At 43.4% G+C, this 23,095-nt stretch carries 23 protein-coding genes; 8 read left to right on the top strand and 15 right to left on the bottom strand.

Going from position 1 to position 23,095, the window contains the following annotated elements; genetic code table 11:
- Nucleotides 1–326 precede the first annotated feature (326 nt).
- The 9 genes from AAV90_RS06345 to galT all read right to left on the bottom strand — a co-directional run bounded on the left by AAV90_RS06345 (nucleotide 327) and on the right by galT (nucleotide 6,225).
- Complete coding sequence (locus tag AAV90_RS06345) at nucleotides 327–839, bottom strand: pilus assembly PilX N-terminal domain-containing protein (protein ID WP_157609504.1); 513 nt, start codon at nucleotides 837–839, stop codon at nucleotides 327–329.
- Nucleotides 840–908: 69 nt separating this feature from the next.
- Entirely contained in the window at nucleotides 909–1,406 is a 498-nt protein-coding gene (locus AAV90_RS06340; protein ID WP_046496766.1) for a type II secretion system protein, read from the bottom strand.
- Complete coding sequence (locus AAV90_RS06335) at nucleotides 1,399–1,833, bottom strand: prepilin-type N-terminal cleavage/methylation domain-containing protein (protein WP_046496764.1); 435 nt, start codon at nucleotides 1,831–1,833, stop codon at nucleotides 1,399–1,401. Before AAV90_RS06335 ends, AAV90_RS06340 begins: the two co-directional genes overlap by 8 nt.
- Before the next feature lie 242 nt (nucleotides 1,834–2,075).
- Nucleotides 2,076–2,600 (bottom strand): shikimate kinase, encoded by a 525-nt coding sequence (locus AAV90_RS06330; RefSeq protein ID WP_046496762.1) that lies wholly within the window; start codon nucleotides 2,598–2,600, stop codon nucleotides 2,076–2,078.
- Nucleotides 2,601–2,697: 97 nt separating this feature from the next.
- The gene (locus AAV90_RS06325) at nucleotides 2,698–3,204 is read right to left on the bottom strand and encodes a DUF2179 domain-containing protein (RefSeq protein ID WP_052729639.1); all 507 of its coding nucleotides are present in this window, start codon (nucleotides 3,202–3,204) and stop codon (nucleotides 2,698–2,700) included.
- Nucleotides 3,205–3,230: 26 nt separating this feature from the next.
- Nucleotides 3,231–3,605, bottom strand: coding sequence for a GspH/FimT family pseudopilin (locus AAV90_RS14050; RefSeq protein ID WP_052729638.1), 375 nt, complete (start codon nucleotides 3,603–3,605; stop codon nucleotides 3,231–3,233).
- A 25-nt stretch (nucleotides 3,606–3,630) separates the two neighbouring features.
- Nucleotides 3,631–4,506 carry a shikimate dehydrogenase gene (aroE, locus tag AAV90_RS06315; protein ID WP_052729637.1) on the bottom strand — a complete coding sequence of 292 codons (876 nt, stop codon included), beginning with the start codon at nucleotides 4,504–4,506 and terminating at the stop codon, nucleotides 3,631–3,633.
- Nucleotides 4,507–4,711: 205 nt separating this feature from the next.
- A complete protein-coding gene (locus AAV90_RS06310) occupies nucleotides 4,712–5,215 on the bottom strand; it encodes a YqeG family HAD IIIA-type phosphatase (RefSeq protein ID WP_046496759.1) in 504 nt (167 codons plus the stop codon).
- 14 nt (nucleotides 5,216–5,229) lie between these two features.
- Entirely contained in the window at nucleotides 5,230–6,225 is a 996-nt protein-coding gene (gene galT / locus AAV90_RS06305; RefSeq protein WP_046496756.1) for a galactose-1-phosphate uridylyltransferase, read from the bottom strand.
- Nucleotides 6,226–6,553: 328 nt separating this feature from the next.
- On the opposite strand from galT, the gene AAV90_RS06300 reads away from it, so the two are divergent.
- From AAV90_RS06300 to AAV90_RS06270, 7 genes are all read left to right on the top strand, one after another.
- Nucleotides 6,554–6,955 carry an RrF2 family transcriptional regulator gene (locus tag AAV90_RS06300; protein ID WP_046496754.1) on the top strand — a complete coding sequence of 134 codons (402 nt, stop codon included), beginning with the start codon at nucleotides 6,554–6,556 and terminating at the stop codon, nucleotides 6,953–6,955.
- A 104-nt stretch (nucleotides 6,956–7,059) separates the two neighbouring features.
- Nucleotides 7,060–8,682, top strand: a complete 1,623-nt coding sequence (gene hcp / locus AAV90_RS06295) for a hydroxylamine reductase (RefSeq protein ID WP_046496752.1) — start codon at nucleotides 7,060–7,062, stop codon at nucleotides 8,680–8,682.
- 40 nt (nucleotides 8,683–8,722) lie between these two features.
- Nucleotides 8,723–9,070: a cupin domain-containing protein gene (locus AAV90_RS06290; protein WP_046496750.1), complete on the top strand. Its 348-nt coding sequence runs from the start codon at nucleotides 8,723–8,725 to the stop codon at nucleotides 9,068–9,070.
- Nucleotides 9,071–9,126: 56 nt separating this feature from the next.
- Nucleotides 9,127–9,684, top strand: coding sequence for a CGGC domain-containing protein (locus AAV90_RS14435; RefSeq protein WP_242847500.1), 558 nt, complete (start codon nucleotides 9,127–9,129; stop codon nucleotides 9,682–9,684).
- A gap of 42 nt (nucleotides 9,685–9,726) precedes the next feature.
- Nucleotides 9,727–10,104, top strand: a complete 378-nt coding sequence (locus tag AAV90_RS06280; RefSeq protein WP_046496748.1) for an ATP-binding protein — start codon at nucleotides 9,727–9,729, stop codon at nucleotides 10,102–10,104.
- Nucleotides 10,105–10,421: 317 nt separating this feature from the next.
- The gene (locus tag AAV90_RS06275; protein ID WP_046496746.1) at nucleotides 10,422–11,693 is read left to right on the top strand and encodes an ArsB/NhaD family transporter; all 1,272 of its coding nucleotides are present in this window, start codon (nucleotides 10,422–10,424) and stop codon (nucleotides 11,691–11,693) included.
- Between the two features lie 474 nt (nucleotides 11,694–12,167).
- Nucleotides 12,168–14,405, top strand: a complete 2,238-nt coding sequence (locus tag AAV90_RS06270) for a molybdopterin-containing oxidoreductase family protein (RefSeq protein WP_046496744.1) — start codon at nucleotides 12,168–12,170, stop codon at nucleotides 14,403–14,405.
- A 279-nt stretch (nucleotides 14,406–14,684) separates the two neighbouring features.
- On the opposite strand, the gene AAV90_RS06265 is transcribed toward AAV90_RS06270, so the two are convergent.
- On the bottom strand, nucleotides 14,685–15,257 hold the full coding sequence (locus tag AAV90_RS06265; protein ID WP_046496742.1) for a nitroreductase family protein: 573 nt from the start codon (nucleotides 15,255–15,257) through the stop codon (nucleotides 14,685–14,687).
- Nucleotides 15,258–15,985: 728 nt separating this feature from the next.
- On the opposite strand from AAV90_RS06265, the gene AAV90_RS06255 reads away from it, so the two are divergent.
- On the top strand, nucleotides 15,986–17,029 hold the full coding sequence (locus AAV90_RS06255; RefSeq protein WP_046496738.1) for a hypothetical protein: 1,044 nt from the start codon (nucleotides 15,986–15,988) through the stop codon (nucleotides 17,027–17,029).
- Between the two features lie 270 nt (nucleotides 17,030–17,299).
- Here the strand turns inward: AAV90_RS06255 and AAV90_RS06250 are convergent, their stop codons facing one another.
- The 5 genes from AAV90_RS06250 to AAV90_RS06235 all read right to left on the bottom strand — a co-directional run bounded on the left by AAV90_RS06250 (nucleotide 17,300) and on the right by AAV90_RS06235 (nucleotide 22,352).
- The gene (locus AAV90_RS06250; protein ID WP_076982615.1) at nucleotides 17,300–17,650 is read right to left on the bottom strand and encodes a sigma-70 family RNA polymerase sigma factor; all 351 of its coding nucleotides are present in this window, start codon (nucleotides 17,648–17,650) and stop codon (nucleotides 17,300–17,302) included.
- Nucleotides 17,651–17,669: 19 nt separating this feature from the next.
- The gene (locus AAV90_RS06245) at nucleotides 17,670–19,184 is read right to left on the bottom strand and encodes a recombinase family protein (protein ID WP_052729636.1); all 1,515 of its coding nucleotides are present in this window, start codon (nucleotides 19,182–19,184) and stop codon (nucleotides 17,670–17,672) included.
- Nucleotides 19,175–19,342 carry a hypothetical protein gene (locus tag AAV90_RS14885; RefSeq protein WP_157609503.1) on the bottom strand — a complete coding sequence of 56 codons (168 nt, stop codon included), beginning with the start codon at nucleotides 19,340–19,342 and terminating at the stop codon, nucleotides 19,175–19,177. The genes AAV90_RS06245 and AAV90_RS14885 overlap by 10 nt, the downstream gene beginning before the upstream one ends.
- 91 nt (nucleotides 19,343–19,433) lie before the next feature.
- The gene (locus tag AAV90_RS06240) at nucleotides 19,434–19,988 is read right to left on the bottom strand and encodes an HD-GYP domain-containing protein (protein ID WP_052729635.1); all 555 of its coding nucleotides are present in this window, start codon (nucleotides 19,986–19,988) and stop codon (nucleotides 19,434–19,436) included.
- An 84-nt stretch (nucleotides 19,989–20,072) separates the two neighbouring features.
- Nucleotides 20,073–22,352: a PKD domain-containing protein gene (locus AAV90_RS06235; RefSeq protein WP_157609502.1), complete on the bottom strand. Its 2,280-nt coding sequence runs from the start codon at nucleotides 22,350–22,352 to the stop codon at nucleotides 20,073–20,075.
- Between the last annotated feature and the right edge of the window lie 743 nt (nucleotides 22,353–23,095).

Below are 23,095 nucleotides of genomic sequence, written 5' to 3'. Positions count from 1 at the left end.
CTCCTTCTGGTTATTTATGTATGTTCTCACTATACTCAAGACGGCCGCACTTGTCCAGAAAAGTCCCAATCCCCCAGAAATAGCAAAAGCCCCGCATTTAGCGGGGATCCCCTATGACCTTCGTCTCTTTTGGATATACATGTTTAGCTCTTCATAAAAGTTTTCACGAGTACCGGCTAATATAATAATTATAAGTTTTCCATCTTGCTCTATAATAACTCTCGACATGATTTCCTTAGCCACCGTACATAGCTACAGTTGCCCTTGAATAGCCACATCATCACTCCGGCAAATTATATGCAGTTTGGTAGGTGACGGCCGATGTGTCAGTTCCCGGGCACGATTTCATAAGAGGTAATTCTGCCGGTTATGTATTTCTGTGTCTTGGTATCGTAGATAAAAAGTGCCGATACCAAAAGGGTTCTTGATATTCTCTGAGTGGTGCCCCTTTCACAAGTTCCTTTGGATTTAAAAGTATAGATATAATCGCTGTTATCGATAGGCTTGGAACTCGTATATACAATCTCCCAGTATATTGAGTCATCTTGATAATTATACTTTACTGGCGTTGGGGTCGAGCCCACCTGAGTACCTGCGGGGCCGGTTGACGGATCATCATCCCGCAGGTTTTGCAGGGTCTGCTCCAAAGCCCATTCCACCCCGGCGTCGGCTGCTTCCTGGGCTTGAAGTTTGCGGTAGGTATAATAACTGATTTTTTTCTCCATTGCAGCCAGGCTGATTATGGCAGTACCTAAAATGACTACTGCCAGCATTACCATCACAGCCATAACCATTAAACTACCCTGCTCATGATTGGAAGTATTTGGTTTAATTAACATTTTACCCTCAAAAAATCTGCGGTTTTTTTATAACCTTTGTCGCATCTTAAAAAGGAATAACTCGAAACTTTAAAGCGAATTTAGCCAATCGTTTTCATCAATTTCGGCCCTGGGGACAATCATTTGTGTTAGTGTAAAGCTGTTCTTTTCGTTACCAGCCACCACATCTACAGTTAGGATATGGGGGCCTGACAAGCAGAATTTCACCTTGGCAATCTGCTCAACAATAGGTTGCGGTGGTCCTGAATCCGGTCCCTTGCGATAGAGCCAATAATTTGCACCTTGGGAGTATTGGATTTTGGCCCCGCTTGATAGGATAAACTCCAGTTGGCTGCCTTCAGCGCCGTTGACTGCTAATGAGTCAGGTTGGGCCTGTACCACGTAATCAATAATATCTTCCATGGCCTTGCGAGCCATGTATTGAAGTTCAGATCGAGAAAAGTCGCGGTAGAAGATATGGTGGCTCATTTGAAAAACCGTAACCAGACTGCTGGCAACCAATATCGCCAGAAAAAGGGCGACTAATATTTCAATCAAGGTAAATCCTGCATTCGCTTGCTTAATCATCTAACCCCTTCTTTTTACTATTTATTACGGTTTTTAACACTAATGAACGGGACTTTACACCTTCAGTCCAATTAACGGTTACTGATACATTGAACAGATGGCTTAATTCGCCAGGACGTTTTTCAATATCTATGGTAGAAGTTAAGTCTGATAGTTGTGCCGGTTTATATTTATGGTCGGCCCATATTTCGTCAGCAGATTTACCCTGGTTTCCCGCATTGACCTTATCCTTATCGGCTCTTAGATTTTCCAAGATAGAACGGGCATAAAAAATAGCCGCAGTTTCAAAGCGAGCCTGTTGTAGCCACATGTTTGCCGGGATATATACTACAACGACCGTTGAAGCCAGAAGGGCTACTAGTACCAAGACGGCTAAGACCTCTATTAAGGTCAGGCCATGTTCCTCTAACTTTATTAAAGCGAACATTAACTCACCTGATTTTTTGCATTAATCCTCCAAACAGGATTTTTATAAATTCGCCGCATTTAGGTTTTTTCCTTTTTTTTGTCAACAAATTATTCCCATTTTTTACTGTCTTTTGAGCGACAAAAAAGCCTGTTCAGTGGATGTATTTAGGTACAAACCCAGAACAGGCTTATTTTATCGTTTTAGTTTTTTGAGAATTGATTAGTCGATTTACGGACGGGTAAACTTTAGCTTTCGCTTTGCTATGACAAGGTTTCGTATTGGTTCAATTCATTAATAATTTCTTCTATCACCGCATCCAGATCTTTACTGCTGGTATTAACCCGAATGTCGGCACAATCATAATATGGTTTTCTCTCATCCAGCAGGTGCTGAATGTCCTCTGCCGTATAAGACCCCTTAAGCAGGGGGCGGGTTCCTTTTTTACGACTGACCCGGGTATGAATATCTTGGGCTGTCGCCTCCAATAAAATAATAATTCCGTTTTGCCGCAGTACTTCAATATTCTCAGGCAAAAGAACCGTGCCACCTCCGGTGGCAATAACTAGATTGTCCCTTAGACTAAGCTTTTTAGCCATTAGAGATTCTTCAGAACGAAATCTAAGTTCTCCAAAACGGCGAAATATTTCAGTTACGGTCATGCCACTTATGTTTTCGATTTCCCGATCCATATCAACAAATTCTTTATTTAATTTCATCGCCAGCTTGGAACCTACCGAACTTTTACCAGTACCCATAAATCCTATAAGAACAATATTTTTCTTCATTACCTCACCTTTTCAATTACTGTCCATCAACTTCATTTATATATATGTATAAGTGGCGGAGAGATTACTAATAATTGCTGCTTCCTAAAACGACCGTTTATTTCTTTTTAAAATAACCTCCCCGAAAATATTTGGGCTCCATATACACGATAAAAGCACACGGGTCTCTTTCATAAATCTTTTCTGTTACTTTAGAAGCCAGATTGCGTTTTACGACTGTGTTTAAAACCAGCTTCGGCCCTACTTTACCCTCAGCTTCCCAGCAGGTTACCGGATAGCCTTCATCCCGAAGTTCATCAACCAGGTAAGCATTCTGATAATCAATCGTTATCTGCAGACCTCTAAAACCCAAGGCCAGTTTTTCTTCAATGATACTTCCAACCAATACACCCATCGCAAATCCCGTACAGAACACTACCAGCTTAAGGGGATCTGATAATGCACCTACGACCATTCCCAAAGCGATGGTATAAACCATAATTTCAAAAAAGCCGATAATAGCGGCCGGCCATTTATCACCACGAATAATTAATATTGTGCGGATCGTTCCCATCGAAACATCAATAATTCGGGCAAAAAAGATAAACAAAAGTTGACCTATCAAATTCTATATCACTCCTTGGCAATCTTCTAATCTTCAACCCTGATTCTTCCAGTGGTATTTAACACTATCACAGATTTATAAATGTTTTGGCATTTTATGGTAACCCTACCGGCCGCGCTCGATGTGCCATCGGGAAGAAATATACACGCATTGCGTCCACCATAAAAACTGTTGAAATTCGTTACAACATAAGTAGTGCCACGGTTGAAGGAGTAAAACTGGTTATTATAGCGGTACGTGTTATCATCAAAATAAAATACCACCGCCTTATAGCTTCCGCTGGTAACAGCCTCTTGGCGCGCACATCTTAATGTATAGGCCAACTGCCGTGCGTCCCCTTCAACCTGCAGCCGCGACAATACCCCAGTAAAACGCGGAAACACCAGAGCCGATATAATCACTAAAAGAGACGCAACCGTTAAAACCTCAATCAGGGTGAAGCCTTTCTTGTTTAGCGCAATAATCGTACACCACTTCTTTCATGTAGGCCACCGGAGCAGAACAGGCGCATAAAATCTCCAAGCTTAAGGCCCCCTGATGAACGAGCATAGGAAGCCCCCCCAGGGTTTTAAGTCCTTTTTCCTGGGCCATTGACAAGAAACGGGTTTTAAGCGGATTATAAATCAGATCACATATGAGCGTATCTTTACGGCAATTATCAAGGGATACAACCGGACAATCATCTGTCTTAGGGAACATACCTACCGCGGTACAATTAATAATAATATCAGCCTTAGCGCTTAATTCCTGAAATACATCATCCCGCATAGCCTGGCCGATTGCCGTGCAGTTTGCCGTATTCTGCACGTTTAAAGCCAAGTTGCAGGCTTTGGTTTCATCAACATCCAAAAAAACAAGCTGTTCAACATTAAGCAAAGATATTTCATGAGCCAGAGCTCGGGCAGCCCCACCGGCCCCAATAAAGACAATCCGTCCTTGGGGTGTGATCCCTTCATCAGACAGACTCCTAATAAAACCCTGACCATCCGTATTAAACCCAATCAAACGACCCTTATCGTTTTTAATTACATTGACGGCTCCACAGAATCGGGCTGAAGATGAAAGATCATCAAGAAAAGGTATAACCCTCTCTTTAAAAGGAATAGTTACATTTACTCCGCCCATATGTAGGACCCTAATGGAAGCTACCGCATCTTCTAAGTCAGTTTTTTCTATCTTAAAGGGTAAATATGCATACGGCAAGTCCATTTTGGCAATAGCACTGTTTTGCATCAATGGTGACAGACTGTGTTCAACCGGATTTCCAAAGAGTCCTAAAAGGATACGATGTTGATTATCCAAATCCATACCTCCAGCTAGGTTATATTTTGAGCCGTTTCTTTTTGGTGCTCGTAAAAAACCCTAATTACAGGCAACTGGCACTACTAGCACCCACCTAGGCTAATAACTAGCAGGTTGCAACCCCGTGGTTTTTTGATTGCCCGCGCAAGCTAAAGCATCCCCTGCAGTTGTAAAATATTATTTTCTTTAATCCGCGTCTAGTTCCTTATATGCGTTTACTGCGCTCAAAGCGGCGTAAAACAAAAAACTCCATGGCCCGGGATATTTTCGTACCATAAAACTCCCTTTTTGCTAAGGGTTTAACCAATATGGTTAGAAGACGGGATCGATTTCCTCCCAGGATATCAGTAAAAATCTGATCGCCGATTACGGCAGTTTCTTCGGGAGCAACCTCCATTAAAGTAACTGCCTTTATAAAAGATCTGCGGCTAGGTTTACGGGCGCGATGAATAAAAGGAACGTCCAGTCTAGAGGCTACTTGCAGAATTCTTTTTTCAGCATTGTTGGAAAGGATGCAGATTTTAAAACCCTGCTGCTTAACGAGCAAAAACCATTCCTCTACTTCGCTGCGCAATTCGTTGCTGTTCCATTCGGTTATCGTATTGTCCAAATCTAAAATAAACGCCCTGATACCCTGACTCTTAAGTTCTTCCAGTGGAATGTCCAATAAAGAATCCACGTATAAGCTGGGATATAAAATATTTGCCATTTAATTACCTCGGTTTAAGACATGATTTCTCTTAACATAGCTGCTGATAGCTCGGGGGCCACCGGATTCATGTATATTCCGGCAGCAATTTCCACGGCTGCATTTACCAGCAGCCGGGGAGTCAACTCCATATACCAATGGTAACCGGCTTCAGGTTCAACATTTACCGGCGCAGTGTTAAATACCAAATTATACGATGGATTATCCAGACAATCCATGATTACCCCGGTTAGCTTTTTAAGCACACGGGCCAGATCCCTTACTTCTTCTTCGTTAATATCCGCAAAATGCTCACAGTGGCGTTGAGGGACGATCCAGGTTTCATAAGGAAAACGCGGTGCATAAGGACAAATAAGTGTAAAATGGTCGGTTTTACATATCAGCCGTTCTTCCGAAGCGGTTTCCTGAGCCAGCATATCACAAAGCAAACACCGGTTATTATCCCGGTAATATTTAGGCAACCCACTGTTCTCCTGCGGTACAAAGGGCAGTCCTACAATCTGACTGTGGCAGTGTTCCAGAGAAGCTCCGGCAAACATGCCTCGATTCTTATAGATCTGAATGTATTTTATCCTTGCATCGCTGGATAAATCCTGATAGCGTTCTTTAAAAATATTCAGTACGGTTTCAATTCTCTCCGGCGATAGATCGTGAAATTCCACTCCGTGCCGGGGATCCTCGATAATTACTTCGTGCTCACCCAGGCCATTGTAGCATGAAAAAATCCCTGAATCTGTTTTTACAAGCTCTCCTTCCAAGGTAAACGCTGAAAACTTATTCGGTATGGCTCTGACCAGCCATCCTTTCTCATTGGCTTGCGATTTAGGCCGGTAAGCGGTAATTTCCGGGGGCGTAAAGTTCTCATTACCCTCGCAGAACGGACAGAAACCTCCTGCTGCTGGAGCTTTTAGTCCCATTTTGGCAATAGGAAAATCATTGGGCTTTAGAGCGCGGTTCGCGGCTACCGCCACCCAGTTTTGTTTAACCAAGTCCCATCTAATCTCCGACATTTAATACCCCTCCTTGCTTAAATAAAGCAGATTTCTTTAAACTATATGTTGCCTGATACTGTTTACAACAACACAGTATAAATTTCTTTTATAGTTGTAGTACCCCCTATATCCGGCAGGCTTATGCAAACAATTAAAATATCACTCACAAGAAAAAGTGTCCTGCAGTGTCTAAATAATCTGGGTTATCTATATCTTACCGCAAAATCTGTCATTGTAAAAATTTACGGGTTTTTTTTAATAAAATGCTTGCCATTTTAATTCTTATAATATAAACTTGTAAATAGTTAATGTAGATGTAATTAGTCCACTTTAGAAGGTGATGTTAATGCAGCTTACCCGACAGGCAGAATATGCGCTGAAAACCCTTTTGGAACTGGCATCTCACCCCTTTGGGGAAATACTGTCCAGCAAAGTAATATCTGAACGCCAGGATATCTCGGAAGATTTTCTTAAAAAAACTATCCAGCTTCTTTCTTTAAGCGGTCTGGTTGTTACCCAACGGGGTAATCAAGGAGGGGTCAGACTAGCTAAACCGGCAGACCAGATAACCATAGCCGATGTAGTTACAGCCATAGAAGGCCCGATAGCTATTAATCCCTGTCTGGCTCCGGGTTATTCCTGTCCCAATCGTGCAACCTGTCAGATTTCTCCGATTCTATCCAGGGCACAACAAGCCTTACTGGCTGAACTGAGCCGGGAAAGCCTGGCTGACTTGGCAGGCAAATAATTTTTTATATGCTTGCGGAGAATTGCCGTCTCTTAGTGGACTAAATATGTCCGAATTATCTATTAAGATTAGGAAAAACGTGAGAGTGAAAGGGAGGATGTATAATGTACTGTAACCAATGTGAACAAACCTCAAAAGGAATTGCCTGTACCGTGACCGGAGTCTGCGGTAAAAAACCTGAGGTAGCAGCCCTCCAGGATGTGCTGCTCTTTGCTCTTAAAGAACTTTCCATGTATGCCGATCAGGCCAGGCAGGAGGGTATATTAGATCCTGAAGTCAACCATTTTACTGTTGAAGCACTTTTTAGCACCTTGACCAATGTGAATTTTGACCCGCAACGTTTTTTGGACATGGTAACAAAATGTGTATCTTTAAGAGAGAATCTTAAAACCAAGCTTTCCTCATCCCCGAATCCCTTACTGGCTAAAAACCCTACAGTTGCTTTTGCTGCAACACTCCCCGAGCTAATTAAACAGGGGGAGGAAATTGGTTTTCTAGTAGATCAGAAGGGTGACGCGGATCTGCGCTCTTTGCAGGAGCTGCTCATCTACGGATTAAAAGGTGTGGCCGCATATGCTCATCATGCTTTAATACTGGGCAAAGAAAACGATAATATATATGCTTTCATCCATTCCAGTCTGGCTAAAATAGGCAATCCCGAGCTAGATCTCAACGATTGGCTGGAGCTGGTCATGCAATGCGGAGAGATAAATCTGGCGGCTATGGAACTGCTTGACGCCGCTAATACAGAAACGTTTGGCCATCCCGTTCCGACTGAGGTTCCTTTGGGACATAAGGCCGGCAAATGTATCCTGGTCTCCGGCCATGATTTAAAAGATCTAAAAGATCTCCTGGAAGCCACCCAGAATAGCGGCATAAACATCTATACCCACGGAGAAATGCTGCCTGCGCATGGATATCCAGAGTTAAAGAAGTATCCACATTTATATGGCAATTACGGCACTGCTTGGCAGAATCAGAAAAAGGAGTTTGTTGATTTTCCCGGCCCGATCCTGATGACTACCAACTGCATACAGGAACCTCAGGAAAATTACCGTGATAATATATTTACTGCCGGTCCGGTTGGCTGGCCAGGGATTAAGCATGCGCCTCATGGTGATTTTGCAGAAGTTATCGCTAAAGCAAAAGCGATGCCCGGCTTTAGCAATGATGAAGATAAAGGTTCAGTAATGGTTGGTTTTGCTCGCAACTCGGTTATGGGTGTGGCCGACCAGATCATTGCGGCTGTAAAAAGCGGTGATTTGAAGCATATTTTCCTGGTAGGCGGTTGTGATGGTGCCAAGCCAGGTCGTAATTACTTCACTGAATTTGTGGAAAAAACCCCTGACAATACGGCGGTTCTCACTTTGGGGTGTGGCAAATATCGCTTTTATGATAAACAGTTGGGCACTATCGGCGACATTCCCCGCCTGCTGGATATAGGACAATGCAATGATGCCTATTCCGCGATTCAGATAGCGGTAGCCTTAAGCCAGGCATTTGAATGCGGTGTTAATGATTTGCCGCTTTCCATGGTGCTTTCCTGGTATGAGCAGAAAGCTGTCTCCATTCTCCTTACCCTACTCTATCTGGGAATAAAAGATATTCGCCTGGGACCTAGCCTGCCGGCATTTGTCAGCCCCAACGTGCTGGATGTACTGGTGAAAAATTTTGATCTTAAACCGATTTCCACTGTGGAACAGGATCTCACTACTATTTTGGCTTAATATCCGTTATTATAAGGAAAAACCATAGGAGGTTATGATTATGGGCAAAGAAATTGATTTAGAAGAAAACGCCATACTACTGGCTAAAGCCGTATCAGCTGCAGGAGCTATAGAATACCAGGCTGATTCAGTTGTAAGTAAAACCCTAATTAACAAACCATCTGGAAACGTTACCTTATTTGCTTTTGATGCCGGGCAAGGCTTAAGCGAGCATACCGCTCCTTTTGATGCCATGGTATATATCTTAGACGGTACAGCCAATATTACTATTTCCGGTTCAGACCAGGTTGTAAAAACCGGTGAAATAATAATCATGCCTGCTCATGAACCTCATGCTCTAAAAGCAACCGAGAATTTTAAAATGATGCTGATTATGATTAAGTCCTGATCCGACTTGGACCGCAGAAGACGATAGCCCCTGTCTTCCGGCAGGGGCTATCTTTATTGGCAGTACTTGTTAGCAATGATTTTGGAGAAGGAGTGGGATTAATGCAATGGACCGAAGAAGCGCTGCAGGAACTCGAAAAGGCACCTGGTTTCATTCGCAGTATGGCCAAAAAGGCAGTTGAAAAAGCGGTTAAAAAAGATGGACGGCAGGAAGTAACCCGGGATGATGTTATAGCAGGACGGGAAAATTATATAAGCTTTGCCGAGAAAAAATCTTCTGATAAAAATATTACCCGAATCGCAGTAGTTCGTTGTGATACTGTATCGGAAGTATGTCCCGGGATAGCCTGCTTCAAGGCTTTTAACAACCGCCGCCAGCAATTTAAAGACTATGGTGACAATGTGGAAATGATTGGCTTTTTTACCTGTGGAGGCTGTTCAGGGAGGCGCGTATCTAGGCTGGTGGATAAACTGCTCAAGTACGACCTGGATGTCGTACATCTATCTTCCTGTATGACGCTGGATGATGATTATCTCCCCTGTCCTCATATAGATGAAATCAGAAAAACCATCGAAAGCAAAGGGGTTAAAGTAGTAGCAGGGACTCATCATTGAGTTGCACCGTAAACCGAATGAAGATTGAAGGGAGGTTCTGTTATGGCCGTGCGTACCATAGTTAGGATCGATGAAGAGTTATGCAATGGCTGCGGGGTTTGTATCAATCCCTGTGCGGAAGGCGCCCTGGCCTTAATAAACGGCAAAGCCAAGGTTATACGCGAAGAGCTTTGTGATGGGGCGGGATTCTGTTTGGGCGTTTGCCCTACCGGGGCCCTGTCTCTGGAGCAAAGAGATGCCCGGGATTTTTCGGAGCATGCCGTCAACGAGCATAAAAAAGGGATGAAAATAAACTATATTCCCCAGATTTGCAATTTTTGCCACACTACTGAGGAAGATGCCTATTTGATCGCTGTCAAAAACCAAGGTCAGGCTTTGTGGGTATGTACCCGCTGCCTGCCGCGTCTGATCCATGGCTAGTAAAACAGAAAATTAATTAAAAGTATAGAATATTCTACCCGAATTATGTTATACTTACCGTAAAGTAAAATAACTGGTTCGGTCAAAGCAATTCTGATGAAAATCAGATGCGTGGGACGGGTGAATCTAAGTCAGGCACAGATATGATGATCCGGTCGTGAGAATTGGCATACTGGGGTGGGTAGCCTTATTAAAGCTATCCACTCCTTTTTTGTCTCTATATGAGGAGGTGTTATTTGAAGTGCTTTTTAGATTAGAATGACTGCATATTTATCAGATTTCAAGGTAAATCCTATAGCTAACAAGGAGTTGAATGCATGTTTTACTTTTGGCTTTCCATAGCCATTTTTCTGATAACCTATGTTTTCATAATCTGGGAAAAGATCCATCGCAGTGTCGTTGCATTTGTGGCTGGCACTCTGGTTATCGCCTTAGGTGTAATTAGCCAAGAGATGGCTGTCGAAGCGGTTGACTTTAATACTCTATGGCTTTTGATCGCTATGATGATAATCGTTGGTATTACCCGCAAAAGCGGTGTTTTTGAATACCTGGCCATTAAGTCAGCTAAAGTGGCCCGGGGTAATCCCATGCTGATCCTGGTGCTCTTCAGTGTAATAACAGCGGTGGCATCTGCCCTGTTAGATAATGTCACTACAGTGTTGCTGATGGTGCCGGTAACCTACGCAATAACAGATCGTTTAGGCATTAACCCCATTCCTTTTTTGCTGGCTGAAATTCTATCTTCAAATATTGGAGGAACCGCTACCCTCATAGGTGATCCGCCCAATATTATGATTGGCAGTGCAACCAAGCTTGGATTTATGGATTTCGTAAGCAACCTGGCCTTACCAGTTATTGTTATATTAATTGTTACGATTATAATTTTAATGTTTATCTTCAAAAAAAGCCTGCATGCTGACGAGGATAAAATTGAACAAGTAATGGAGCTTGATGAATATGACAGCATTAAAGACTGGGGACTCCTAAAGAAATCTTTGCTGGTGCTGGCACTAACAATGCTTGGATTCATCCTGCACCAAAGTTTAAACCTGGAGTCAGCCACCGTTGCCCTTCTAGGGGCTGGCATACTAATGTTGATTACCGGGGTTGACCCAGCCGAGGCCCTATTAAATGTAGAATGGCCTACTATCGTCTTCTTTGCCGGCTTATTTATAATTGTAGGCGGCATGGAAGCTAATGGGGTTATTGAATACATTGCTCAGAAAACCCTGGATTTAACCGGCGGTAGTGAGATCAAAACCGGTATGTTTGTATTATGGCTGTCGGCCATCGCCTCGGCCTTTTTGGACAATATTCCTTTTACAGCTACGATGATTCCTTTACTGCAAAGTGTGGGCGAAATGTCACATATGCCGATGGAATCAATCTGGTGGGCCTTGTCTCTGGGAGCCTGTCTGGGAGGTAACGGTACCCTGGTCGGCGCTTCTGCCAACGTAATAGTAGCTGGGATTGCCGAACGAAATGGCACCCCCATTAGTTTTATCGACTATCTGAAGATTGGTTTTCCTTTAATGATTCTGTCCGTAGTGATGGCTATGGGTTATCTATATATTGCCTTCTGGATGTAATTGCGGACCTGAAACTAAATCCAAGGCATTCCAAAGAGGCTGGTATAACAATGTACCAGCCTCTTTTATATCATTTTCATTCCCCGTACTCCCTTGGGGATAAAAGCCCTAGAGACTTTGCAACGGATTTAAACTCAGTTTAAAAAACTGTACCCGCTACCTCTAAAAAGAAACAGTCTTACAATCTTAATAAAGATCTGAATTTTCCCCAGGACGGCAGCGCATTTCAATTAAGCTCATTTCTAATTTGTCCTTGGTATATTATTCCAGAGGCTTCCCCATTCTGTCTAGGAAACTAGAGTCAAATGCCTGAAACAGCACACTCTTTTGATATAAATATGGAAATACAGTTAAAATATGGTTGATTAAGAATCCTCGTCTTGATATACTGTAACCAATATAGTTACAACTTAGTCATGATGAAGAAAATTGGCTTAAAAACCTGCGAATCACCGAATGGAGGGAGCGATACCGATGGAAGAGTGGAAAAAGAGCAGTTGTACACTCTGTGCCCAGAATTGCGGACTGGAGATGATGGTGGAGGACAACCGTATCAAAAAGGTTCGCGGGGATAAGGATAACCCGCGCAGTCAGGGCTATTGCTGCCGAAAAGGATTAAGCATCGCCCATGCAATACATAATGCCGACCGCATTCATTATCCGATGAAAAAACTGGGCGATCATCATGAACGGATTAGCTGGGAACAGGCGATAAAAGAAATTTCGGAAAAAATGCTAGCCATCCGGGAGCAGCACGGTTCGAAAGCCTTTGCCTACATGGGAGGCGGGAGTAGCGGCGGCCAGATGGAAGTAGGCGTAGGCTTGCGTCTTTTGAACCTCCTTGGTTCCCGTTACTATTATTCACCGCTGGCACAGGAATTCTCCAATGTCTACTGGGTCGATGGCCGTATTGCCGGCAAGCAGGGTCTGATTACCCTTCCTGATCCGCATCGTGCCGATACCATCGTTGCGTGGGGCTGGAACGGCTGGATGAGTCATCAAGAGCCGCGTACCCGAGAATTGATCAAGGAAATCAAAGCTAACCCTAATCGCAGACTCATTGTTGTTGATCCCCGCCTTTCCGAAACAGCGGAACGTGCAGACATCCATTTGGCACTTCGTCCAGGTACAGATACCATGCTCCTTAAAGCTATGATACAAATCATTCTGAACAATAGATGGGAAGATAGGGCTTTCATCCAGGAACATGTTAATGGCTGGGATGAGCTTGAGCCTTTGTTCGAAGATTTTGATGCGAAGCGTGCTGTAGAGGAGGTCTGCGCACTCGATTATGCACTGGTAATCGAGGCAACCCGTCTGATAGCTCAGACAAAATCCTGCATCCATCAGGATCTCGGCATCTATATGAACCGCAACTCCACCATCAATAACTACATGCTGCACATCCTACGATCCATAACTGGCCGTTTTTGTGTGGAAGGAGGTCAAATGTATCCGGCTTTTCTCTTTCCCATGGGCGGAGACAGTGATGAACGTAACCCCAAAACATGGCGCACAGTCAAGCACAATATGTTCCCGATTATGGGGGTATTCCCGCCGGCAATTCTGCCGGACGAGATCTTAAATGACCACCCTGATCACATCAGAGCACTTATCGTCAGCTCCTGCAACCCCTTGCGCTCGTATCCCGATACACTGGCCTACGAAAAGGCATTTGAGGCGTTGGAGTTATCCGTTTGTCTGGAGATCAACTACAGTGAAACAGCCCGTCTTAGTGATTATATACTGCCGTGCCGCAGCTATATGGAAATGTATGATACAACCTGTTTCAATTTCTCCTATCCTGAACTCTTCTTCCAGATGCGGCAGCCGGTCCTGGTACCACTTAGTGATGAATCCAAGGAAAACGCAGCCATCATGCTTGAACTTATAAAAGCTATGGGCTTTTTGCCTGAATTGCCTGGGTATCTCTATGAAGCTGGCAAAAAAGGTATCACTTCATACCTGGGTGCCATGGGAGCGTTCATCAATGAAAATCCGCAGCACCTAAAAATTGTCCCCCTGATCATGGCTGAAACGCTCGGATATGCTCTTGGATCTGTGAATCAGGCTCTGATAGTCGGACTTTTGGTCGGCAGCAGCAAAGCCTTTAAGGTAGGTGCAGCTGCAATGGGCTATCCGACAGACCAAACCATGGTAGAGACAATCTTTAATGACATCCTTGCACATCCGCAGGGGCTCATGCTGGCGAAATTCCAGGGTGATAATTTTAATATGCTGCGTACTGAAGACAAAAAAATTGCCCTGAAGATTGAGGAACTGCTGGAACCGCTAAAAGCAGCCACCATAAACAGCGAACTTGAAAGCTTAACAATGCCTGCCAAATACCCGATGATTCTCCACTCCGGCCTCCATCATGAGACAGTTGCTAACACGAACATGCGCAATCCAGAGTGGAACAAATCACGACGCTGGGCAACAATGCTGGTCAACGAAGCTGATGCCGTCCGTCTAGGCCTGACGGACGGAGAAAAGGCACGTATTGTAACAAAGGCATCATCCGCGGAAATAGAAGTAGAAATAAGCCCGCGTGCAGCAGCCGGCTGTGTATATATCCGGCACGGCGGTGGATTGATCTATGATGGCAAAAAATACGGCGTCAATGTCAATGAGCTAGTAAAAAGCACAGACCGTGACGAGATGTGTACTCCTATGCATCGCCGTATCTATTGCAGAGTTGAGAAGCTATAAAATCAAAATAAGTTTGGGGACAGACCCTGAACTTTTTTCCCCTAAGCTGGCACCCAGCCTTTCCCCCGTTTTAAAACAGAGCAAATCAATAACGGAATCAAACCCCGGAAACTTTAAATTAAATAGCAGGATTCAAAAATGGGTTGATAATGTCGATTAGCTTAGCCCTGGATCTCAAAAAGGGCCATGTTTCAAATTATGAAACATGGCCTTTGCCCATGAAATCCTATGGTTATTTTCGCTGAGGTTTAATATACATTTGTATTTGGTTGGAAACGATTAAATAATCCACCGTATTTTCTGCTCAAAATCGGGAACCGGGAATACAGGGGGATCTGGCCAGGCAACTGGGTGCCCCAGCGGCGTAACCGCAACGATTTGTTTGTCATCGGGAATATCCAGAAGTTTGCGTAAGTTGGCCTCATCCTGCAGCGGCCCTGTCATCCAGCAAGTCCCCAGACCCAGGGCGGTAGCGGCCAGCAAGATATTCTCCATCGCGGCGCAGCCGCTCTCCAGGTGCATCCTGTTAACACCTGGAACGGGATCAGCATCGGCCAGCACCATGATAATGACCGGAGCCCCGCCATAGGTGCGGGAGTAGTTGATAAAAGACTCCCTGGCTTGAGGGTCTTCCCAGTCCCGGGTATAGCCTTCCGCAATTTTGCCGTAGCTTTCTCCCATAACCTGCTTCTTTTCTCCGCTAATTACCAGAAAACTCCACGACTGCAGATTGCGCCCCGAAGGTGCGGCGTGGGCTGCCTCCAAGATGGTCAAAATATCCTCGCGGCTGACCGGATCAGGTTTATACATGCGTACCGCCCGGCGCTTCTTTATAACCTCAAAAAATTCCATTTAACTCGCTCCCTTCAGAAAACATTTTGTAAACTTAAATGAAAATTGAGGACTTGCCATCCCCCTTGGCACACTATTTTTGCGATAAAGCGAATACCTCCCGAAGGAAACAAGTCCTCATGCAAAACAATGTATCAATTAGATGTCCATAATGCAACCATTCTCATTTAGTCTATCGCAACGGCAAGTAGCTTCTGAAACCCGTTTTGTTATTGGCTTTCACCTCTCACTAAACTGCGATTCTCCTCAGGCTTTCTTGTCCCGACTCAGCGAAAGACTTGGGGCATCTCAGACAATCGTATCGTTACCCTGCATACAAGGTACTTTTTTAAAGCTACCTTCATTACAGCTACCCCCTTAATTATAAATAGTTTATTGTTATGCTCTCCAATCCTAGTATAACCAGATTTTGAACTTCCTTTATCCGGGGAACATAGATTATTAATAAGTATACCTTTCCCTACCATAAATCCTCCATCGGTTGCCAAACATCCATCGGTGGCAATGATATGCAACCTGGTAATTGGTGATTGATTAATATACAAAATAGAAAATAAGTTGTATAAAAGTAATAATATTCAGAAAATTGAAACTTTACACAGGGGCTTGTCTCTGAGTATTATATAGGTATCCTAAAATAATATTATTGGTATACATTAACTGGGAGGTGATTGTAGGTTTAACTGGGATTGAGCTCTGAATACGAGAGATTTTTGGGGAGGTTTATCATGAAGAGAAAAATAATTGCTTTGTTACTTGCCTTGGTATTTAGTTTTACCTTTGTTTGTCCGGCACTGGCGTTTAACCTGGGCGGAAATGCTCTGCCTTCGGGTTCATCAGGAATAAGTCTTCCGGGGGTAGGAAATATCAGTATTCCTTCACTGCCATCAAGCCCATCTGGCGGCGGCTTGCCCAACATAAGCTTGCCATCGATACCGGGCCTTCCAGCGATTCCTGGTACTACACCAGCAACGCCGACTACTCCGCCAACAACACCGACAATACCGACTACACCTACTACTCCGCCTACAATTCCCGAAATTCCTGTGGTTATTCCTGATATTGGTTCCATTCCCGAATTGCCGACCAATGAGATCACCTTTGATGATGTCGCCAAGTTTATTCAATCCGATCAGTTTAAGCAGACCCTGGCTCAAATAATAACGTACATCCCGGAGAAAGACCTTAAAGAGATTCAGAAGTATGTACCGCCAGAGGTAATTAAGGCCCTGTACACCGGAATGATTACCAACAATCAAGCCAAGACACAGCAAGCCATGGATAAAATAATTGCCGGGCTCTTGCAGAAATATGCGCCTCAGATTGCCGCATATGCGGCCGAATCTTTGGCCGACCTGATGATAAGCCAGGGTTATCCCGGCACCAAGGATGAACTAAAGGCCAAATTGTATCCGGTTGTTCTGAGCGTTATTACCGGTCAAACCCCACCTGATACAGCCAAGATACAGGAGAAACTAATTGCAGCCGGGGTTGATGCTCAATTTGCCCCTTATCTGGCCTATGGAATCGCCCTGATGGCCTCAGACCAGATGATTGACATCATGGCTCCGGTAGTTGCTATGATAATCGTAGACCTAATTGGCAAGGTTATCGGAGTACCGATTCCGGCCAGTATAAAAGCCCAATTGGTGGCCAAACTAACTCCAATAATTGCCAAGATCATGAAGCAAGGCAAGACCGTCATAATTGACGCCAAGGCTATCAATAACCTGGATTCAATGTTGCAACTGAAGCCAGTAATCTTGAAGTAGTTACACGCAAAAGCAGCCCTGGGACGACCGCCCTCGGGCTGCTTTTTTAACCATACCCAATCCTTTTTAGTTAATCAAGTAATTAACTCGCACAATGTATTGATACTTAATATAACAATGCATTATTTTTGAGAAAATCCTCATAGTAACCTATTACCTAAGTCATCGATATAATCAGGCTGGTTCGAACCAGCAGTGGCTTCCAGTAATTCTCCTGCCTGTATAGCAATAAAACTTACCCTAATATACTCAGGTGTAAGCTTACCCATTTTAGGTGTTTTCGATCCTTATTTCCTTGATCAGCTTATTTACCGCCCGCTTTTCAATCCTGGAAACATATGATCTTGAGATCCCCAGTTTCTTGGCGATATCGCGTTGAGTTTCCTTTAAACCAGTAAAAATACCATAACGCATCTCGATGACTTGTCTTTCCCGGCGGGTTAGAGTATCTAATTTATCCCTCACCTTTTCCTCCTGCAGGCGAGCCTCAACCATTTCAACTATTTCGCTGTCTGTAGTCAAGATATCAATCAGCGATATTTCATTACCTTCCTTGTCATAACCGATGGGATCGTAGATTGATATCTCCGTTTTAAGTTTCTTGATATTGCGCAAATGCATAAGGACTTCCGTCTTAATGTCAATATCGTGCTTCGGCTAAAACCCTTATGGAATCGGCGATTCGATGATTAAAGGTTATTTTTATATTTACTCCGGGTAAATCACCTGGTTCATGGTAAGTGCCGTGTATCCTGCCGGATATATTTACTTGTGCTACCAGGCTTCGTACTATCCTTTTCTTGTCTTCAAACTCCAATTCATCAATATTTTCTAAAACTTGTTTACCTAGCTTTTTAAGTTTTTTGATATCGTTTCCGGATATACTGAGATTGGCCTCTTTTTTTATTTCCCCTATACGTTTCTCCAAGGATTCTTTACGTTGCTTTAACTGATATAGTTTGTTTTTAGTTCCGGCATCCAGTTCAGCCAGGCCAAGGGATATTACATCCAAAAGTTGCGCTCTGCCTCGTTCGGTTTCTGTCAGTTGTTTTTCAAGACGCTTGATCTCATTTTTATAATTATTATTACTCGGCAGACTTTGATTAATTTCGATTAAGAGCTTATCCGGATTAGATAATACCTCTTTTATTTCTTCCCATACTATTAATTCCAAACTCTCTGCATTAATGTATTTAGCGGGTTCACAACCCGGTATACGGTTAGTGGATTTTGATTTTCTACACGTATAACAACGTACTTTTCTGCCCCAATAATTAGCGTGAACTCCCCCCATAGGTGTACCGCAATCAGTGCAGGTAATTAATCCTGATAACAAATATTGCTGCTTGCCCCGCTTAGCCCATAGTCTTCTGGATTCTGCCAAAATCTCCTGGGCCTTTTCCCAAGTAGTCGTCTCCACTATTTGAGGCACCGGAATTATAATGGGGTTTTCGTGGTTTTTTAAGTAATGCCACTCCCCTTTATAAGCAGGATTCATAAGAATTTGTCTTACTACCTGTCGATACCAATACGTGTTCTTTTTAGTGGGAACTCCTCTTTCATTGAGTTCTATAGTGATTGCCGCAGGACTATAATAAGCTGTAAATCGTTCAAAAATATATTTCACTACTTCGGCTTCGTCTGGGTTTATTTTAATTCCGGTTCGGGGTTCGTAATCATACCCATACAGGCTGAAATTCATAGGGACACCGCCTTGGCGGGCTTTTTGATTTTTGCCGCGAATCATTCGTTCTTTGATTTTATCCCGCTCATACTCAGCAATAGCACCTTTCATACTGTAAAAAAGCCGACCTTCGGGGGTATCTTCCCAGGTAAAATCAAGAAATTCTAATTTAACATCGCCTTTTTCGAATTCTTCTGTCAGCAATAACTGGTATGATAATTTCCTGCTAAGACGGTCAGGATCTCTTAATACTACAGCATCAATCAGACCCTGGCTTACCTCGTTACGCAGATCCGATAAGCCCGGACGCTCTAATGTTGCGCCGCTATATCCTTCGTCTATAAATTTTACTATCTCAATAGCTCCCAGCTCATTAGCCCTTTGTATGCCGCTTTGAATTTGTTCATTAATGCTGTAGCCATGTTGGGCTTGATCTTCCGTGCTTACACGAGCATAAACCGCTACTCGCATTTCTTCTCTCCTTCGAGTTCTTTTTCTTTTTCCTCAGTAAACTTTTTAATAACGATATCCGCTAAAATCTTGTAGGCCTTTTTTTCGCCATCACCCCCGGTAAATACAAGATTAACATTTGGTCTTTTTCCTGGTATTACTATAGGTTTCTCTTCCAAGCCATCAACTCCTTTTTATTATAATTTTTATTAAATAATCAGGTTGTCTTATTAGCCCAAATAATGGTTATACGGGAAGACCTCGTTTAGATCATATTTGCCAGCCCAAAAGTGCCTCAATAATTTCCGTAGAAGCAAAAGACGCCACTTGTTCTATAGCCTCATGGGCAGCAAACTTTTTATTATTTCTATAGGCTCTATTCTCCGTACAAGCAGAATAGACATCAGCCGCAGCCAGAAGGATGCATAAAAATTCCGGTTCTTTCTGTTGCGGGTATCCCTTTCCCTCTGGACGTTCATGATGTTCTGCTACAAGCCGAATTATTGACTTTGGTATTTCTGGTAAAACGCTTAATAGTTGCGCACCGTCCAAAGGATGCTGCTGCATTTGTTTCCAGTCATCATCGTTTATCAGATAGCGCGGCTTCACGAACCAGTCCTTTTTCCAACTTGATTTACCCACATCATGTAAAAGAGCCGCGGTCAGAACATCCCTAACCTCTTTACCGGTTAAGGCCTTATCCGGTAAAGCATCAATAATTTTACCCACCGTTAAAAATACCTTGATCGAATGTGGTAACAAATCTGGACAACTTAAAAGCATTCTGGATATTTCCTGGGCAGAATCATTAACATCCGTTGACAAGAATTAACCCCCCTCTCTTAAAACCGCATATAAAAAAAGGCCCTGGAAATAAATCCAGAGCCTAAAAGAGTAAATTTTATAAGCTTACCAGCTTCTTGTTTGAATATAGAATCTCTGATGGATATTACCTTTGATGCTGAACGGCAGTACAATCTCTTTACGGGTGGTTCCCTTTTGACCAATAACTTTAATCTGATACATTCCGTCTGCTGGCCAGCGATTGGTTTCATAGATTTTTTCTCGTACCATATAGGTAACTCTAAAATCAGCCTTACTAGCATCGTAAGGCATGTTCAGGGTTTCAATTCCTTCTGCTACTGCCCGACCTGATTTTGTACAGGCAGCGTCCAGATAGGCCAACTCTGCTTTCATGCTGTCGATCTGGTATTTTTCGTTAGGCTTGCCCTTTCTGTGGGCATAAGCCTGGATGCGCATGTTGCGGCCCCGTTCACCTACTTCGGGAATAATTTGGCCTGTGATCTCCCAGCCTTCTGTAACGGTAAATGTTTTTTCTGCAGGTGCAGAGAATTGCCCCAAACTGTCTACTACAACCAATCTTACCGCCCATTGTCCTAACTCATTATCTGCCGGATATATCGGGAACATCAGCCATCGTTCCTGGGGCAGATTAAAGTTCCCGCCGTGAATTTGAGTATGGGTATCTGACCAATCCTGGCCCGGCTTCTTATACTGCCAATAAGCCCACTCCAGTGTAGAGCCAGGTGCCTCTGCTGTGGAGGCTCGTCCGTCCATCAGACTTATCTCGCCAGAATATACCGGGTTGGGTACGCTGATTCTGGCAATAGGAGGTTTGGCTTCATTGACTACAACTATTTTTTCAGCCGTTCCAGTAGCCCCCTCAGGATCTTTTACGGTCAGTTTAACTCTGTAAGATCCCGTATCCTCCCACGTATATCCAAAGGGATCTGGAGTTGTATGAATAAATATATCTGTCTGATCACTGGCTTTTTGAATTTCCCATTTATATTCAACGATTGGTTCGCCGTCCGGATCATAACTTTTATCTGTAATGGTAGTTGAAAGCTTAGTAAAAGTAGGATTTGGATTCACTATAAAGTCGGCAACGGGAGAACGGTTGACAACATTAAATGATTTGGTTTCTGTCCAATCTGACCAAGCTTCAAAAACATCTTGCACCCGCAAGCGGATCTGATACGTTCCTGCTGCTGCGTTGATCGCCGGTGGAACATTGTCATATCGGATATAGCTCTCCCATGTCCCATCGGGCTTCTTATACTGCCACTGCCAGCAGCGCAGGCCTTTCTGGTTTAAGGGATCGGTTGTAGCCTGGCTGATTGGATTATATAGGTCAGGATCATAACTGTTATCAATAATGCTTAATGGTACATTCTTGTTTACTGTGGTGTCCGTGATCGTAAAGCTTGCCACGGGTTTATAGTGAGCGATGATGGTAATGTATGCGTCCTGGTTCGACCATTTATTACCGGCCTTTTCATGTTCCCGGTAAGCTTCGGTGGTATTGGGACGATCCTGGGCCTTGCAGTATACTTTATAGGTTCCTGCCTGGTCAAAAGTAAGATCCAAAGTGGTTTGATTTTCCTCTGGCACAACCGTTTTACTGGTGTCATGAAGGGTAGATATATCTGCTTTTTCCACCAGCTCATAATCGCCCAGTTTATCGGGATCATGGGTAAATGACCAGGTCATCATTGTTGCCGGGTCTTCTTCGGGATCTTGATAATTGGCTCGCAAAGCAGCATCCTGCCCGACCAATACGATATTATCTGCCCCGCGATCCTCATCTACAGCCTTTATGATCTTTTTCGCCAGGTCGCTTAACGGGATGGACATATCATCAGCAGTTTGAATCCACCAGCCACCTTCGGGATTTTTCGCTATCATCTGCCCGGCCTGTGATTTAGTCAGTCCTGTAGGCGGTGATATAACTGCGAGTTTAAGGTTATGGGCCTGTAAAAGGGACACAATACTATCTTTTTGAGCCTCAAAATCCTTAAAACCATCTGTGTCTATAACGGATACTACGACATTACATTTATCCGGATCCCAATTATGATTCTCAATAGCTTGTTTGAGATACTGTAGACCTTGCAGCTGACTAAAAACGTGTGTTATGCCGTTGCTATCCCTCGTGTATAAGTACTGGGTATTGTTGCTGACATATGTGTATGGGATGCTTGCCCCTACTTGCTGCCCGTTATTAGGATTCAGTAACTGAATCTGACCATCCGCGCAATATACTACTAACCCTAAGAAATAGGCCGGTGCACCAATTGTGCCTCCCGGTTTACTCCATAGCAGCATACCATTTGGGTCATAAAATCTCAATTGACCGTCCAAAACGGCAAAACGTTGATCTGACATAGTACCGACAACTCTACCACCAGGGATTCTAATATTAGTATTCCTATCATCGTTTACTTGACCAGGAGATAAAGTCATTATTACTGCACCAGTAGTGGCATTGTATATTGTCCTAAAATGTTGATACCAACGATTATTGTAACCAACAGAAGTAAAAGCACCCTGAATCCGCTCTACACCAAACAGATGTTTATTAACGGGAAAAGAAAAAATTTTATCGGCACAATTAGCAGCTCCATCAGTTCTGTTTACCGGCCCTAAAGGAGTTGTGAAAGAAGTATTACTGTTTATATTAATAGCATTAAAGTAATATATGTTAGAGTCAGAGTATTTTCCGGAGGTTTGCTTACCTGCAGTAACCCCTAATATACCATTAGCTGCATTTACATCAAGCGTGAAAAAAGGACCGTACCACTTCTCTACAGGACCAAATACCCCAGGGTAAATGTTAGACAAAGACTTAATATTTTCGATAGTCCCGTTAAGCTTATTGATAACGACTAAAACAACTTGTCCATTTTGGGAACTGAGACTTTTGCATAATTCAAAAAAATATTCGAAAAAAGATAAGTCAAAGCTATCTGTTATAATTAGCAATAACATTTATTACCATGTTGGCTAAGATATAACAGTCAGACTATGACAATTTCCGAAAAAGGACATAGTACCCCCTTCAAAGTATTTTGTTCTTTTAAAACCCGATAGATTTAAGTTATGCAGCCAGCGACTGCGTATTGCTATCT

It is taken from the genome of Syntrophomonas zehnderi OL-4 (assembly GCF_000983115.1).
Lineage (GTDB): Bacteria > Bacillota > Syntrophomonadia > Syntrophomonadales > Syntrophomonadaceae > Syntrophomonas_B > Syntrophomonas_B zehnderi.
Note: the sequence above shows the minus strand (reverse complement) of the source record. Positions and strands in the feature narration are given on the sequence as shown.